At 59.3% G+C, this 14,662-nt stretch carries 21 protein-coding genes and 2 tRNA genes; 22 read left to right on the top strand and 1 reads right to left on the bottom strand.

Features of this window, described 5'->3' with window-relative positions:
- Positions 1-16 precede the first annotated feature (16 nt).
- From ATE48_RS00970 to ATE48_RS00880, 19 genes are all read left to right on the top strand, one after another.
- The gene (locus ATE48_RS00970; RefSeq protein WP_066766940.1) at positions 17-478 is read left to right on the top strand and encodes a GFA family protein; all 462 of its coding nucleotides are present in this window, start codon (positions 17-19) and stop codon (positions 476-478) included.
- A 20-nt stretch (positions 479-498) separates the two neighbouring features.
- Entirely contained in the window at positions 499-1,296 is a 798-nt protein-coding gene (locus tag ATE48_RS00965; RefSeq protein ID WP_228126725.1) for a potassium channel family protein, read from the top strand.
- A tRNA-Val gene (locus tag ATE48_RS00960) sits at positions 1,287-1,361 on the top strand. The genes ATE48_RS00965 and ATE48_RS00960 overlap by 10 nt, the downstream gene beginning before the upstream one ends.
- Before the next feature lie 127 nt (positions 1,362-1,488).
- Positions 1,489-1,965 (top strand): hypothetical protein, encoded by a 477-nt coding sequence (locus tag ATE48_RS00955; RefSeq protein ID WP_156767540.1) that lies wholly within the window; start codon positions 1,489-1,491, stop codon positions 1,963-1,965.
- A 97-nt stretch (positions 1,966-2,062) separates the two neighbouring features.
- Positions 2,063-2,139, top strand: a tRNA-Asp gene (locus ATE48_RS00950).
- A gap of 72 nt (positions 2,140-2,211) precedes the next feature.
- Positions 2,212-2,970 (top strand): methyltransferase domain-containing protein, encoded by a 759-nt coding sequence (locus ATE48_RS00945; RefSeq protein ID WP_066766931.1) that lies wholly within the window; start codon positions 2,212-2,214, stop codon positions 2,968-2,970.
- Positions 2,971-3,102: 132 nt separating this feature from the next.
- Positions 3,103-3,480: an NADH-quinone oxidoreductase subunit A gene (locus tag ATE48_RS00940; protein WP_066766929.1), complete on the top strand. Its 378-nt coding sequence runs from the start codon at positions 3,103-3,105 to the stop codon at positions 3,478-3,480.
- Positions 3,450-4,034, top strand: a complete 585-nt coding sequence (locus ATE48_RS00935; protein WP_066766926.1) for a NuoB/complex I 20 kDa subunit family protein — start codon at positions 3,450-3,452, stop codon at positions 4,032-4,034. The genes ATE48_RS00940 and ATE48_RS00935 overlap by 31 nt, the downstream gene beginning before the upstream one ends.
- Entirely contained in the window at positions 4,031-4,627 is a 597-nt protein-coding gene (locus ATE48_RS00930; RefSeq protein WP_066766918.1) for an NADH-quinone oxidoreductase subunit C, read from the top strand. The genes ATE48_RS00935 and ATE48_RS00930 overlap by 4 nt, the downstream gene beginning before the upstream one ends.
- On the top strand, positions 4,620-5,825 hold the full coding sequence (locus ATE48_RS00925) for an NADH-quinone oxidoreductase subunit D (protein ID WP_156767539.1): 1,206 nt from the start codon (positions 4,620-4,622) through the stop codon (positions 5,823-5,825). The genes ATE48_RS00930 and ATE48_RS00925 overlap by 8 nt, the downstream gene beginning before the upstream one ends.
- Positions 5,826-5,845: 20 nt before the next feature.
- Positions 5,846-6,262 (top strand): hypothetical protein, encoded by a 417-nt coding sequence (locus tag ATE48_RS00920; protein WP_066766911.1) that lies wholly within the window; start codon positions 5,846-5,848, stop codon positions 6,260-6,262.
- Positions 6,259-6,627 (top strand): hypothetical protein, encoded by a 369-nt coding sequence (locus ATE48_RS00915; protein ID WP_066766910.1) that lies wholly within the window; start codon positions 6,259-6,261, stop codon positions 6,625-6,627. Before ATE48_RS00920 ends, ATE48_RS00915 begins: the two co-directional genes overlap by 4 nt.
- Positions 6,624-6,956 carry a nuclear transport factor 2 family protein gene (locus ATE48_RS00910; RefSeq protein ID WP_066766906.1) on the top strand — a complete coding sequence of 111 codons (333 nt, stop codon included), beginning with the start codon at positions 6,624-6,626 and terminating at the stop codon, positions 6,954-6,956. The genes ATE48_RS00915 and ATE48_RS00910 overlap by 4 nt, the downstream gene beginning before the upstream one ends.
- 7 nt (positions 6,957-6,963) lie before the next feature.
- Positions 6,964-7,617 (top strand): NADH-quinone oxidoreductase subunit NuoE, encoded by a 654-nt coding sequence (gene nuoE / locus ATE48_RS00905; protein ID WP_066766904.1) that lies wholly within the window; start codon positions 6,964-6,966, stop codon positions 7,615-7,617.
- Entirely contained in the window at positions 7,617-7,826 is a 210-nt protein-coding gene (locus ATE48_RS00900; protein WP_066766902.1) for a hypothetical protein, read from the top strand. The genes nuoE and ATE48_RS00900 overlap by 1 nt, the downstream gene beginning before the upstream one ends.
- Complete coding sequence (locus ATE48_RS00895) at positions 7,813-8,076, top strand: hypothetical protein (protein ID WP_066766900.1); 264 nt, start codon at positions 7,813-7,815, stop codon at positions 8,074-8,076. Before ATE48_RS00900 ends, ATE48_RS00895 begins: the two co-directional genes overlap by 14 nt.
- 3 nt (positions 8,077-8,079) lie before the next feature.
- A complete protein-coding gene (nuoF, locus tag ATE48_RS00890; protein WP_066766898.1) occupies positions 8,080-9,390 on the top strand; it encodes an NADH-quinone oxidoreductase subunit NuoF in 1,311 nt (436 codons plus the stop codon).
- Entirely contained in the window at positions 9,390-9,689 is a 300-nt protein-coding gene (locus ATE48_RS00885; protein ID WP_066766895.1) for a YciI-like protein, read from the top strand. Before nuoF ends, ATE48_RS00885 begins: the two co-directional genes overlap by 1 nt.
- 4 nt (positions 9,690-9,693) lie before the next feature.
- Positions 9,694-10,500 (top strand): dienelactone hydrolase family protein, encoded by an 807-nt coding sequence (locus ATE48_RS00880; protein ID WP_066766892.1) that lies wholly within the window; start codon positions 9,694-9,696, stop codon positions 10,498-10,500.
- A 44-nt stretch (positions 10,501-10,544) separates the two neighbouring features.
- Here ATE48_RS00880 and ATE48_RS19595 read toward each other — a convergent pair whose 3' ends face one another.
- Positions 10,545-10,697, bottom strand: a complete 153-nt coding sequence (locus ATE48_RS19595) for a hypothetical protein (RefSeq protein ID WP_156767538.1) — start codon at positions 10,695-10,697, stop codon at positions 10,545-10,547.
- Positions 10,698-10,948: 251 nt separating this feature from the next.
- Here ATE48_RS19595 and nuoG point away from each other — a divergent pair, with 251 nt between their 5' ends.
- The 3 genes from nuoG to nuoI are packed head-to-tail and all read left to right on the top strand — an operon-like array spanning position 10,949 to position 14,634.
- Positions 10,949-13,015, top strand: a complete 2,067-nt coding sequence (gene nuoG / locus ATE48_RS00875) for an NADH-quinone oxidoreductase subunit NuoG (RefSeq protein WP_066766889.1) — start codon at positions 10,949-10,951, stop codon at positions 13,013-13,015.
- On the top strand, positions 13,012-14,142 hold the full coding sequence (nuoH, locus tag ATE48_RS00870; RefSeq protein ID WP_066766886.1) for an NADH-quinone oxidoreductase subunit NuoH: 1,131 nt from the start codon (positions 13,012-13,014) through the stop codon (positions 14,140-14,142). Before nuoG ends, nuoH begins: the two co-directional genes overlap by 4 nt.
- A gap of 3 nt (positions 14,143-14,145) precedes the next feature.
- Positions 14,146-14,634, top strand: coding sequence for an NADH-quinone oxidoreductase subunit NuoI (gene nuoI, locus ATE48_RS00865; RefSeq protein ID WP_066766883.1), 489 nt, complete (start codon positions 14,146-14,148; stop codon positions 14,632-14,634).
- The last annotated feature ends 28 nt before the right edge of the window (positions 14,635-14,662 follow it).

The raw sequence follows: 14,662 nt of genomic DNA, 5'->3' as shown, positions 1-14,662 counted from the left end.
GTGGTAGAGCGGCGATATGAGCGAAGTCAAAACCCCAGTCGCCACGGGCGGTTGTCAGTGCGGCAAGCTGCGCTACGCGCTCTACGTCGCCCCGCAAAACGCGCATGTTTGCCATTGCCGGATGTGCCAGCGCGCAACTGGGGGCTTGTTTGCGGCCCTAGCGGGCGCGCCGAAGAGTGAATTCGCCTGGACTGCGGGCGAGCCTGCAGTCTTCGCCAGCTCCAACCTTGCCCAACGTGCGTTCTGCCGCGATTGCGGCACGCCGCTTTCATTCAGTTACGACATGCCTGAAGCGCGCTTTTATGTAACGATTGGATCGCTCGATAAGCCCGACGGCGCGCCAATTATCATTCAATACGGCGTTGAGAGTCGCATCAGCTGGGTGAAATTTTGCGAAGACATTCCGACCGAGCGAACAGGTGATGATCCCAAGTCCGCGGCGTTCTTCGCGAATATGGAAAGTCACCAGCGCATATGAGGTCGCGTCTCCGGTCACGCGTGCGATCGCTGTACTTTGGCCACACACAGAGCGCCGAACGCTTCCAGGGATTGCTGCTGGCGCTCGATCTCTTGATCATTGGTTTCTTCGTTGTGAGCCAATTCATTCAGGACTTGCCGTGGTTCTGGATCGTCGACGCGGCCATCGCTGCGTTCCTTGCAATAGATTTATTCGCACGGCTGTTTGCGCTCGGTAGCTTCAAGCGCTGGCTAAAATACCCAATCACCTGGGTCGACATAATCGTCCTCGCGACATTCGTGTTTCCTGCGTTCCTGGCCAACTGGGGCTTCTTGCGGATATTGCGCCTTTGGGGCGTCGTGCAGAGCGAACGCTTTTGGAACGTCCTGGCGCGCGGTCGTTTTGACGACACTCACGTTGAGGATCTGACGAAGTCTGTTGTCACGCTGGTGACCTTCATCTTTCTCTCAGCGGGTTTGACGCAGGCGCTGTTCATTGGTGAGCATCCGAAGCTCAACAATTTCGTCGACGCGATTTACTTCGTTGTGACCTCACTCACGACAACCGGCTACGGCGACATAACGATAGATTCCGCGTTCGGCAGACTATTCTCGGTCGGCTTGATGCTTACGGGCATCAGCCTCTTCTTTTCGATCGCGCAGAAGGTGTTTGCCGCTCCGCAAAAGATCGTCGCCTGTTCGTCGTGCGGCTTGGACCGGCACGACCCCGACGCTCAATTTTGCAAACTCTGCGGAGATCGCCTCACGTCGCCCTTGCGCGGGCGCGCGCGCAAGGCCAGAGGAGGGCGGCAAAGTCCAAGCTTGGCTAAGGGCGGTTAGCTCAGCGGTAGAGCGTCTCGTTTACACCGAGAGGGTCGGGGGTTCGATCCCCTCACCGCCCACCAGACAAGCCTTGTGTCTTGCCCTTCGCCGGATCGAGGGAAGGGTGCTAACATCCGAGTCATGCACCGGAATTTCCTCCGGATCTCACTCGCTGCTGCGGCTATTTTAGCCTTGGCAGGGTGCGATCAATTGAGCCGATTGGTCCTTGGTCCGCCGCCGGCGGTGTCAGCACCAGCGGACGAGGCGCAGCCGAGCGCGGTTGCGGCAATGGACCTGCAGCCTCACGCCGGCGATCTTTACTCTGATTTTGCGGCCCAAGAGGGCGCCCGTTACAGCCCAGAACAACTCGCTCTCAATGCAGCCGACCGCGCGAGGCTGTGGCGCGCCATGGCGTCTTCGACGCCGGGCCGTCTCGAGGGCGGCGGTGGTGCGCAGGCGCTCGTTTTTCGGGGCTGTGCGGAGTCTGGCTGCGATGAGGCAAGGTCTGTCATCGCCATCGATACCCGGACAGGTTTGGCGTTCGCCGCAGTGAAAGACGCGGCAGGATCGGTGGTTCTTGTTGCGAACGACAGGGTGGAAGCCTTGTTGAGACTGAACTCGCCCACACGGGATTGGGCCGACCCTGCGCCCACACAGACTGCCTCGGCGGACGCTGCCAACCCCTAACCGGGGGGAGGAACCAGCTCTGCTTTGAAGAGCTATTGGCGCGCTTGACCGCGACAACAGCTTAGCCTAACTCCGGCGCCTTCTCGCGAAATGGTACGCGGGTGTAGCTCAGTCGGTTAGAGCGCCGGCCTGTCACGCCGGAGGTCGCGGGTTCGAGCCCCGTCACTCGCGCCATTTTCTGTTGGCCCTTGCGCCCCGGCCTGACAGGCTCGAAAACTGCCCTGGGGGAAAGTTTCGGGACGATTCATGAGCGCGACGCCGTACAATTCCGGATTCTACGATCGCCAATCTGACGGCTCACGCCGATCAGCGGATGCTGTTGTCCCGCTTCTTTTGGAATGGTTCTCTCCGAAGTCGGTTTTGGACATCGGATGTGGCGTCGGCACGTGGTGCGCCGCCTTTGAACATGCCGGTGTTCCGCTTGTTGCTGGCCTGGACGGCCCCTGGGTGGATCGAGCGCAGCTCCAGATGCAACCGAATGGCTTCGTGACCTTCGATTTTGCGAACGCACCAAAGCCTTACAAACCAGCGTTACCCGTTGAGCGCTTCGATCTGGTCGTTACCTTTGAAGTTCTTGAGCACATCGACCCTATCCATGCCGCCGACGCGGTGCAGATGATCACTGGCCTGACCGACATCGTCGTCGCTGGCGCCGCGATCCCTGGCCAGGGCGGCAGGCATCATGTCAACGAGCAGTGGCCGAGCTATTGGAGCGAGTTGTTTGCATCCAGGGGCTTTGAAGCATTTGATTGCGTAAGACCCGTGGTGGCTCACCTTGAAGGTCTCGATCCTTGGTATGCGCAGAATGCAGTGTTGTATGCTCGCTCGCCGATTGGTGTCGAGCTGAAGGCGCGGCTGGATGCGGCGGTCATCGCGGCGTTGTCTAAGCCGGCCCCTTGGGTCCATCCCGCGCTATATCAGGGTGTAAAGCGGAAACTTGCCCGCCACGCACGTCCTGTGAGTTCGAGACTGGCGGAGTGGCGCGCCAAAGCGGAGCGCAAATAGGCTCATCGTGAGAACGACTCTCAACAAGCAGCCGGTTGCGTCTACCGGCGACGCCCACTAGCGTCCGCGCCGATTTCGCGGCTGCGGCGCCTCATCCCTGGCGGCGCGGCCCGATGCGGCTTAGGTGAGTTCATGGGCCTCGACCTCCTAGATTACGCGCCAATTCTCATCTTCTTAGCGGTGGCGATTGTGCTCGGCGCCGGCTTCCTGATCGCGGCTTGGGTCATCGCGCCCAAGTCACCGGACAAGGAGAAAGTATCGGCTTACGAATGCGGATTTAATGCGTTCGACGATGCGCGCATGAAATTCGATGTGCGCTTCTATCTCGTCTCTATCCTCTTTATTATTTTCGACCTGGAAGTTGCGTTCTTGTTTCCCTGGGCGATTACGCTTGGCGACATGCCCACTGAAGTTGGCCAGTTCGCATTCTGGTCAATGATGGGCTTCCTTGGCGTGCTGACGGTCGGCTTTATTTACGAATGGAAGAAAGGCGCACTCGAATGGGAGTGAGCACTCCAGCAGGCGCCGCTGCGCGCGCGGGCGTTGACGGCGCTTACCCCGTCAGGGAAGACGATCCGTTTTATACCGGATTGTCGAACCAGCTTGCCGACAAAGGTTTTTTGGTCGCCGCGGCTGACGATCTCGTCACCTGGGCGCGCACCGGCTCGCTGATGTGGATGACATTCGGCCTCGCGTGTTGCGCGGTCGAGATGATGCAGGCGTCGATGCCGCGTTATGACGTTGAACGCTTTGGCTTTGCACCGCGCGCCAGCCCGCGCCAATCGGACGTCATGATCGTCGCCGGTACGTTGACCAATAAAATGGCGCCAGCGCTCCGCAAAGTTTACGACCAGATGCCGAACCCTCGTTACGTGATCTCGATGGGATCGTGCGCGAACGGTGGCGGTTACTATCACTATAGCTATGCCGTTGTGCGCGGTTGCGATCGTGTCGTGCCGGTCGACGTCTACGTGCCGGGCTGCCCGCCGACAGCCGAGGCGCTCGTTTACGGTATCCTTCAATTGCAGCGCAAAATTCGTCGCGAAGGGAACATCATTCGATGACTCAGAGCCTCGAAGACCTAGGTGCGCATGTAAAGTCCTCGATGACCAGCGCCATCGACGGCGTGCATGTCGCTTTTGGCGAGCTCACGATTACGGCAAAGGCCGAACAGATCGGCGCCATCATTACGTTTCTTCGTGATGACCCGCGTGGCCGCTTTTCCACGCTCGTCGATATCTGCGGCGTGGACTTCCCGGAGCGTGCGAGGCGCTTTGACGTCGTTTATCACTTGCTTTCGATGCACTTAAATCAGCGCATTAGGATCAAAATTGAAACCGACGAAGAAACGCCGGTGCCAAGCATCGCGAACATTTTCCCTTGCGCCGATTGGTTCGAGCGAGAGGCGTTCGACATGTATGGGATATTGTTCAGCAATCATCCTGACCTTCGCCGTCTGCTGACGGACTACGGTTTCCAGGGTTATCCGCTGCGCAAAGACTTTCCGCTCTCGGGGCATGTCGAGGTTCGCTACGATGCCGAGCAGCAACGCGTGATCTACGAGCCCGTGAAGCTCACTCAAGCGTTTCGCAATTTCGACTTCCTGAGCCCCTGGGAAGGCATGACTCTTCCAGGTGATGAGAAGGCCAATGGCTGACGATCTCTCCAATGCGCCCACTGAAGAAAAGCGCACGTTTACGATCAATTTCGGCCCGCAACACCCGGCCGCGCACGGCGTGTTGCGCCTTGTCCTTGAGCTTGATGGCGAAGTGGTCGAGCGTGTCGATCCGCACATCGGCTTGCTGCATCGCGGGACCGAAAAGCTGATCGAGTATAAGACGTATCTGCAGGCGATCCCGTATTTCGATCGTCTAGATTACGTTGCGCCGATGAACCAGGAGCACGCTTTCTGCCTGGCGATCGAAAAGCTCGCCGGCATCGAAGTGCCCCGCCGTGCGCAGATCATTCGCGTGCTCTACAGCGAAATTGGCCGCATCCTGAATCACCTACTCAACGTCACCACGCAAGCGATGGACGTCGGCGCGTTGACGCCGCCGCTTTGGGGCTTTGAAGAGCGCGAAAAGCTGATGGTGTTCTATGAGCGCGCCTCGGGCTCGCGCATGCACGCCAACTACGTGCGCCCGGGCGGCGTGCACCAGGATCTGACGCCGCAACTCATCGACGACATCGGCGAGTGGTGTGAGCAATTCCCGCAAAAGGTTCGCGATATCGAGGGCCTGCTTACGAACAATCGCATCTTCAAGCAGCGCAACGTCGATATTGGCGTCGTCACGCGCGAAGACGCGCTGAAGTGGGGCTTTTCAGGCGTGATGGTGCGCGGCTCAGGCATGGCCTGGGATTTGCGCCGCTCGCAGCCGTACGAAATCTACAACGAACTCGATTTCAAAATTCCACTGGGCAAGAACGGCGATTGCTACGATCGCTACCTTTGCCGGGTCGAGGAAATGTATGAGTCGACGAAGATCATGCAGCAGTGCGTGCGTCTTCTGAAATCGACGCCCGGGCCGATATTACCGGAGAAATCTAAGTTCGCTCCGCCGCGTCGTGGCGAGATGAAGCAATCGATGGAAGCATTGATCCATCACTTCAAACTTTACACCGAAGGTTTTCACGTGCCCGCCGGTGAGGCTTATGCTGCGGTCGAAGCGCCCAAGGGCGAGTTCGGCGTCTATCTCGTCGCCGACGGCACCAACAAGCCGTACCGGCTCAAGATCCGCGCGCCTGGCTTCCCTCATCTCGCGGCGATGGACTATCTTTGCAGGGGGCACATGCTTGCGGATGTCAGCGCCGTGCTGGGTTCGCTCGACATCGTGTTCGGAGAAATTGATCGGTGAACCCCGAGCATGCTCCGCTCATGCTTTGGATCGAGGGTCTTGTGGCTCTCGTGTTCACGCTCGCCTTCGTGGTCCATGCGTTTTTCGCCTTTAAGCCCGAGCAGGTTGAACACCACCCGACGCGGGTGCGCATCGGCGCTGCCATCCAAGGCCTTTCGATTGGGCTCTTGGTCGGCTTCGTGGTCGTGCCACTGCGCATGGGTTACATGGATTTTCGCGGCTTCGATCCAGGCTTGTCTCCGGCGATGTCGTCGCTTTCGTTTGTGCCGGCATTTTTGATGTTGGTGATCATCCGGCGCGGCGCGTTGTTGAAGATGCCTGTGCTTTCAACCTATCTGCGAGCCTATCGTCGCGCATCTCTGCTCAAGTCACGTGATGACGCCAACAAGGCCTTAGCTAAACTCGATGAGATCGAGGGGCGGAGAGCCGCCGCATGAACGTGATCTCTGCAGAATCGCTGCTAGTTCAGATGGGCCTTTGGGTTCTCATTGCAATCGCTCTCGCGGTCGGCGCGACGTACCTTCTGCGGCCGAAGGTTCGCGCACGTTATCCGGGCGGAGATCGGCGCTATCTCACAGCGCTTATCATCCAGGCGGCCGGCTTCATGATCCCGATTCCGGTGGTGCTTATCTTTCTTCTGGGCGCTCCCATTTGGCCGATGTTCGAGGTATTTCTTGCGGTGGCGGCCGGCGTCGTCGCTGTCGTGATTTTACGCATGCTGCCGGTGACCGGGCCGTTGTTGCGAGATCTTGCGCGTACGCGTCTTCAACTCGCACTTGAGCGCATGGGCGGTGCGTCATGAGCGCCGTAGACGTCGTTCAGCGTCAGTTTGATGCCTATAACGCACAAGACATCGAGGCGTTTTGCGCGACCTATGCCGACGATTGCGTGATCGCGCTCTATGGTGGTGAAACGTTGCAGTCCGGCAAAGCGGCGATCCGCGCGCGCTATAGTAAGAGTTGGGCGGAGTATCCGAAGAACAGGGCCTGGTCTGTCAGCCGCATCGCATACGGCGATGTCGTGGTTGATCATGAAAAAGGCGAGCGTTCGCCGGAAGGGCCGTTCTTCGAGGCGGTCGTCATTTACACGACTAGGGGCGATCAGATCGTCCGCGTCGATTTCATTCAGTGAGAGCACAATGAGCGTTCGTCGCCTCGCAGCAGAGCAGCCAGACAATTTCGCGTTCTCCTCAGACACCATGGAGCAGGTGCGCTGGTGGATGGCAAAGTATCCGCCGGAGCGGAAGCAATCGGCCGTGATCCCGATTTTGTGGCTGGTGCAGAAGCAAGAGGGCTGGGTCAGTGAACCCGCAATCCGCACGATCGCCGAACTGCTCGAAATGGCGACGATCCGGGTTCTCGAAGTCGCGACCTTCTATACGATGTTCCACCTGCAGCCGGTTGGTAAGCATCACCTCCAAGTCTGCGGAACCACGCCCTGCATGTTGCGCGGTTCCGAAGAGTTGAAGGCCGTATGCAAGCGCCGCATTGGGCCAGCGCACCACGTCACCGAAGATGGCATGTTCTCATGGGAAGAAATGGAATGCATGGGCGCCTGCGTGAACGCCCCCATTGTCGCCATCCATGACTATTACCATGAAGACCTGACGCCGGAGGCGTTCGAAGCGCTCATGGACAAGCTCGCGCGCGGCGAGCCGGTAGAACCGGGCTCGGCGATCAAGCGCCAGACTTCTGCGCCGGATGGTGGTTCAAAGATTCTTAGCGATCCCTCGCTCTATGACGGCTCATTGGCTCAGCCTTTGAAGCTTCCGGGGTTGCCGGAGAAGGTCTGATGTCCAAAGAGCAAGCGCGCCCCGAAATCACGGCTGCCTTGACGAAGGGCATGATTGTCGACGCGATCATGTTGACCGTTGGCGGGGCGCTCTGGTTCGCGACAGGCGAGATGGTTTGGTTCATCGGCGCCTTCATTATTGGGTCTTTGGCGTTCCCGTTGCTGCTCGCGCAAGCAGGCGCTTTCACGAGGCCAGATGAGCGACGCTGAGACGCCTCCGCCGCGTGCGCCGCTCCCGCAGGTTCGGAGCCGTTTGCCGTTCGACCCGAACCCGTTTGGGCGCACCGTCCAGCGCGGCACGCTCTACATTTATGCCGTTATCACCGCGGTGTTGATTGGCGTGGCGATTTACATGCACTCCGCCGTCGGGCATCCGCTTTTCAGCGGTTATGTGCTCGCCCCGGCGATTGGAGCGCTTTGGTTTGGGCTTCGGCTCTTCATGATGTTGGGCAAGAGATAGACAATGCTCGCTGATAAAGATCGCATCTTCTTGAACCTCTATGGCGCCCGCGGCGCTGACTTGGAGAACGCGAAGAAGCGCGGCGCCTGGAATGGCACCAAGGATATGATTGACGCTGGTCGCGACTGGATCATCGCCAACATCAAAGAGTCGGGCCTGCGTGGTCGCGGCGGCGCCGGTTTCCCAACCGGCCTGAAGTGGTCCTTCATGCCGAAGGAAGTGAAGGACCGTCCCCACTATCTCGTCGTGAACGCAGACGAGTCCGAGCCGGGCACCTGCAAAGACCGCGATATCATGCGCCACGATCCGCATCTGCTGATCGAAGGCTGCCTGGTGGCCTCTTTCGCTATGCAGGCGCACGCCTGCTACATCTATGTGCGCGGTGAGTACGTAGCCGAACGCGAGGCGATGGAGCGCGCGATCAAGGAAGCTTACGAAGCAAAGCTTGTAGGCAAGAATAATGTCCACGGCTGGGACTTCGACATCTACATGCACCACGGAGCTGGTGCGTACATTTGCGGCGAAGAAACTGCCTTGCTTGAGAGCCTTGAAGGCAAGAAGGGTCAGCCCCGCCTGAAACCGCCATTCCCGGCGAACGTTGGTCTCTACGGCTGTCCGACGACTGTGAACAATGTTGAATCGATTGCGGTTGCGCCCACCATTCTGCGTCGCGGCGCTAAATGGTTTGCTGGAATTGGCCGTCCGAACAACACCGGCACGAAGGTGTTTTGCGTTTCGGGCCACGTGAACAAGCCATGCAATATCGAAGAAGCGATGAGCATTCCGCTGAAGCAGCTCATCGAAGGACACGCCGGCGGTGTTCGCGGCGGTTGGGGCAATCTTAAAGCGGTGATCCCGGGTGGTTCTTCGGTGCGTATGATCACGGCCGAAGAGTCCGAAAACATGCTGATGGATTTCGACTCGCTGATGGCCGCGCCGCATCGCTCTGGCCTCGGCACGGCAGCCGTCATCGTTATGGACCAGTCGACGGATATGATCCGCGCCATCGCGCGCATCGCGTATTTCTACAAGCACGAGAGCTGCGGCCAGTGCACGCCGTGCCGGGAAGGCACGGGATGGATGTGGCGCGTGCTGGAGCGCATGGCGAAGGGCGAGGCCGATCACAGTGAGATCGATTTGCTGCTCGATGTGGCCGGCCAAGTCGAGGGCCACACGATCTGCGCGTTGGGTGACGCTGCGGCGTGGCCGATCCAAGGTCTGATCCGCTGCTTCCGCGGCGAGATCGAACAACGCATTGACCGCTACCGCGCTGCGAAGGGCGTCCATCAAGTTCGTGCGGTGGCGGCTGAGTAATGAAGCACTTCTTGTTGATATACGACTACGCCGCCGATTGGATGGACAAACGCGGTGCTGTTCGTCCGGCGCATCTTGAACTTGCACGTGCGTCTGTGGCGCGCGGTGAACTCCAACTTGGCGGCGCGGTCCCGAGTGGCGATCCGGCGTTTGGCTTGCTGTTGTTTAAATCTGAGACGCCGCAAATTGCCGAGGATTTCGCGCGCGCTGACCCGTACGTCGGGCAGGGCGTTGTCGCTAAGTGGCGCGTGTGCGAATGGATCACGGTCGTGGGCGAGGGCGCGCTGACAAAGGTTTGAGCGTATGGCCAAGGGCGTCATCGAAACGTGGGACAAGCTTGAAGACTTCAAGCGCCGCGAGGTCACGTTCAACGGCTTGAAGCGAAAAGTCTACGTCGCGGGCATTGGTCCCGGTGTCATTATTATCCACGAAATCCCTGGCATCACGCCTGAAGTGGCGCGCTTTGCCCGTTGGGTGCGCGACGCTGGCTTCACGGTTTACCTGCCCTCGCTCTTCGGCAAACCGGGCAAGCCGAACAGCAAGGGCTACACCAACGCCTCGATCTTCCGCGTGCTCTGCATCGCGCGCGAGTTCAAAATTCTGAACTCCGCTGATGAACACAGCCCTGTCGTCGATTGGCTAAAGCAGCTCGCCGCTGTCGTGCACAGTGAATGCGGCGGGAAGGGCGTCGGCGCGCTCGGCATGTGCCTCACTGGCAATTTTGCGCTTTCGATGATGGTGGAGTCCGCAGTGCGAGCGCCCGTGCTCTGTCAGCCCTCGGTGCCGGTGAACGACCCCGCAGGGATGCATGCATCGCCACAGGATATTGCCATCGTTCGCGAGCGGATGGAGCGCGAGGACCTAACGCTCCGCGGCTATCGTTTCGCCGGCGACAAGCACTGCAAGGCTGCGCGCTTCGAGGCGCTTAGCCGCGCGCTCGGTTCGAGGTTTGAGGGGGAAGTGCTGCCAGACAGCGCGGCTAAGCCCGGCACATTCAACGCCAATCCTCACAGCGTCGTGACAACTCATCTCATCGACGAAGCTGGCTCGCTTACGCGCGCGAAGGTGGACGAGATTATCGTGTTCTTCAAAATGCGGCTGACCCCATAGGCGAACGGAGCGACGCTCGCCGCTCCGTTGTCTGCCACGTTGGCCTATTGGGGCCGCTTGTCGCGTTCACGACGTTCGCGCTCGATACGGTCTTCTTCGCGCTCTGGCCGTTCCATGTCTTCGCGACCTGGATTTTGACGGCTTGGCTGCGCTTGGCGCTGTTGATCTTGGCCCGGTTGTTGAGTGTTATTCGCCATAGGTAAGCTCCGTTGCTGTCCGCCCTTGCATCGACAACAACCCCAGCCCCGTGCCGTTCCGACAAATTACATTTAATGTCAGGGGCTTACACCGTTACCGTGAAGCGCCGCCTGGCTCCTTGGAGAGATCGTTTCGGACCCATCGATATCTGCGAAGCCCTCTACTCCAAGCGATTGACGCAGCGGCCCTTTCGCCCACTTGCAGCGACGCAATAAATGGGTCATTCGCTCCCGCGAAAGCGGTCAGACTCATGACGAAAATCCTCGTCGACGGCGTAGAAGTCGACGTTCCTCCGGAACTTACGTTGCTGCAGGCGTGCGAAGCCGCCGGCGCAGAGATTCCGCGTTTTTGTTATCACGAACGGCTATCGATCGCCGGCAATTGCCGCATGTGCCTGATCGAGGTGAAGGTCGGGGGCAAGTCTGGCCCAAAGCCGGTCGCTTCCTGCGCGCAGCAAGTGAAAGACCTGCCGCCGCCGCGCGATGAAATGCTCAATGAACTCGTCACTAAGAGCGCGACCGTGGAGCGTGCGCGCAAAGGGGTGATGGAGTTCTTGCTGATCAATCACCCGCTCGATTGTCCAATCTGCGACCAGGGCGGCGAGTGCGATTTGCAAGACCAATCCGTTGCCTACGGACGAGGCGGTTCGCGGTTCGATGAGAACAAGCGCGCTGTCGAAGAAAAGTTCATGGGTCCGTTGGTTAAGACGGTTATGACGCGATGCATTCAGTGCACGCGTTGCGTCCGCTTCGCAACAGAGGTTGCCGGCGTCCCGGAACTGGGCGCGACCGGCCGTGGCGAAGACATGGAAATCACCACTTATCTGGAAGCTTCGCTCTCAAGCGAGCTCTCAGCCAACGTCATTGATCTTTGCCCCGTTGGCGCACTTACGTCCAAGCCATACGCTTTCAATGCCCGCCCTTGGGAGCTTACCAAGACCGAGACCATCGACGTCATGGATGCATTGGGTTCAAACATTCGCGTCGACGTGCGTGGCGATGCGGTTCTCCGCGTGCTGCCGCGCGTCAATGAAGAGATCAACGAGGAGTGGATCTCCGATAAGACGCGGTACGCTGAAGATGGGCTGAGCCGCCAACGCCTCGACCGCCCCTACATCCGTGAAAACGGCAAGCTTCGCCCTGCCACTTGGCAGGAGGCGCTTGAGACCGCTGCTTACGCACTGAAACGTGACGGTTCGAAGATCGGCGCCATCGCTGGCGACCTTGCCTGCGCCGAAAGCATGAAGGCGACGCTCGACCTTCTCCGTTCGCTTGGCTCACCCAATACCGACTGCCGCGCGGACGGCGCGCAGATTGGCGGCGGCGCTCGTCAGGAATACCTCTTCAACTCGACGATCGCCGGCATCGACGAAGCAGATGCGATCCTGCTGGTCGGCGCCAATCCACGTATCGAGGCGCCCGTGCTCAATGCGCGTCTACGCAAAGCTTGGTTGCGTGGCGCGGAGATCGGTGTCGTCGGCGAGGCGGCTGATCTCACCTACAAGTACGTCCACATCGGCGCAGGACCCCAGTCGCTCTCGAATTTGGGCGCCTTCGGCGACAAACTCAAAAATGCACAGCGGCCAATGGTTGTTGTTGGCGCCGCAGCTCTCGCACGTGCGGACGGCGCGGCCGTGTTGCGCGCTGCGGGCAAGATCGCCGCCGGCGTCAGCAAAGACGGTTGGAATGCGTTCAATCTCCTTCACACCGCAGCCTCACGTGTTGCGGGTCTCGACCTTGGCTTTCTGCCAGCACAAGGCGGCATGAGCGCCACTGAGATGCTGAAAGGCGGGCTCGACACGCTCATCCTTCTTGGCGTCGATGAGGTAGCCCTGCCGAGTGCGGGGACGATCATCTACATAGGCACTCACGGCGATGCCGGCGCACACCGGGCCGATATCATTCTTCCTGCCGCTGCCTACACCGAGAAAGACGCAACTTGGGTCAACACTGAGGGGCGCGTTCAGTACGGCCGCCGCGCCACGTTCCCGAAGGGCGAGGCCAAGGAAGACTGGACCATCTTGCGCGCGCTCTCGGCGATATTGGGCAAAGCGTTGCCTTACGACACGCTCTCCGCTTTGCGCCAAAGAATGATCTCGGATCATCCGAGTTTTGGCCATGTCGACTACGCGCCGGGCTCGGCAGACGCAGGCGCCTTCAATGCCGCGACGATCGGTGCTGACGGCCAAGTCTCGAGCGAGGCTTTCAGAAGCGCTATTGGCGATTTCTACCTGACCAACCCGATCGCCCGCGCATCCAAAACCATGGCTGAGTGCTCACGCCTTCGCGCCAATTCCAGTAAGGTGGCTGCGGAATGATCGCCAGCGCCGATTACGTTCCGTTTATTGCGCTTCCCGTCGAGTGGGAGTGGGCGCTGATGAAGACGGGCCAGATCCTCGCCATCTGCATCTTGTTGCTGCTCTCGCTGGCGTTCTTGCTTCTGTTCGACCGCAAAGTCTGGGCCGCCGTTCAGCTACGGAAAGGTCCAAACGTCGTGGGCCCGTTCGGCTTGCTCCAGTCCTTCGCGGACTTCTTCAAGTTCGTGTTTAAAGAGATCGTCATTCCCGCAGGCGCGAATAAGACTGTCTTTATTCTCGCGCCGTTGCTCACGTTTGTCCTCGCGTTCATTGGCTGGGCGGTTGTGCCGTGGGGACCAGATATCGTGATCGCCGACCTCAATGTCGGCATCCTTTATCTCTTCGCGATTAGCTCGCTTGGTGTTTACGGCATCATCATGGGCGGGTGGGCCTCCAACTCGAAATATCCGTTCCTGGGTGGGCTTCGTTCCGCAGCGCAGATGGTGAGTTATGAAGTCTCTATCGGCTTCATCCTGATAACGGTGTTGTTGCTCGTGGGTTCTTTGAACCTGACGACGATCGTGAACGCGCAGGCCGATGGCATCTGGATGTGGCACGGCTTCCGTCTGTTCAACTTCGCGGAATTTCCGAACAACATCCTGGTCGGCGTCGTGATGCTTGCAATGCTGGGCATGTTCTTTGTGTCGGCGCTCGCTGAAACCAATCGCCCGCCGTTCGATCTGCCTGAGGCGGAGTCAGAACTCGTCGCTGGTTACCAGGTCGAGTATTCGTCAACGCCGTATCTGCTGTTTATGATCGGCGAGTATCTCAACATCGTCATGATGTGCGCCATGACGACAATCCTGTTCCTCGGCGGCTGGCACCTGCCATGGGGATCGATCGAAAGTCTTGGCTTGCCGCCGTGGCTTACCTCGTTCGCGGGCTTGCTCGTCTTCTATGTGAAGATCTGGATGATGTTCTTCATGTTCGCGATGGTGAAGGCGATCGTGCCACGCTACCGCTACGACCAGTTGATGCGCTTGGGTTGGAAGATCTTTCTCCCGACATCGCTCGTCGCTGTGGTGGTCATTGGCTACTACGTCGCGTTCCTCGCACCGGCCGCCACAAGCACAGTCGCTGGAGGATAATAGATGTCTCGTATCCTCCAAGCCGCTAAGGGCGCTTTGATGCTCGACATGATCGGGGGCTTTGCTCTCGGCATGAAGTATTTCTTCAAGCGCAAAGCGACAGTGAACTATCCGTTCGAGAAGGGCCCACTCAGCCCCCGGTTCCGCGGTGAGCATGCGCTTCGCCGCTACGCGAACGGCGAAGAACGCTGCATCGCCTGCAAGCTTTGCGAGGCGATTTGCCCCGCTCAGGCGATCACTATCGAAGCCGAGCCGCGTGAAGACGGCAGCCGCCGCACCACGCGGTACGATATTGACATGGTGAAGTGCATTTACTGCGGTTTCTGCCAGGAGGCTTGCCCGGTTGATGCGATCGTCGAGGGACCGAACTTCGAGTTCGCGACCGAGACGCGAGAAGAACTTTATTACGACAAGGAGCGTCTGCTCGCGAACGGCGATCGCTGGGAGCGGGAGATCGCGAAGAATTTGGAGCTGGACGCGCCTTATAGATAGGGCGCGTCTTTTCTCGGGGGCTGTTTGG

Source organism: Candidatus Viadribacter manganicus, from assembly GCF_001679665.1.
GTDB lineage: Bacteria > Pseudomonadota > Alphaproteobacteria > Caulobacterales > Aquidulcibacteraceae > Vitreimonas > Vitreimonas manganica.
Note: the sequence above shows the minus strand (reverse complement) of the source record. Positions and strands in the feature narration are given on the sequence as shown.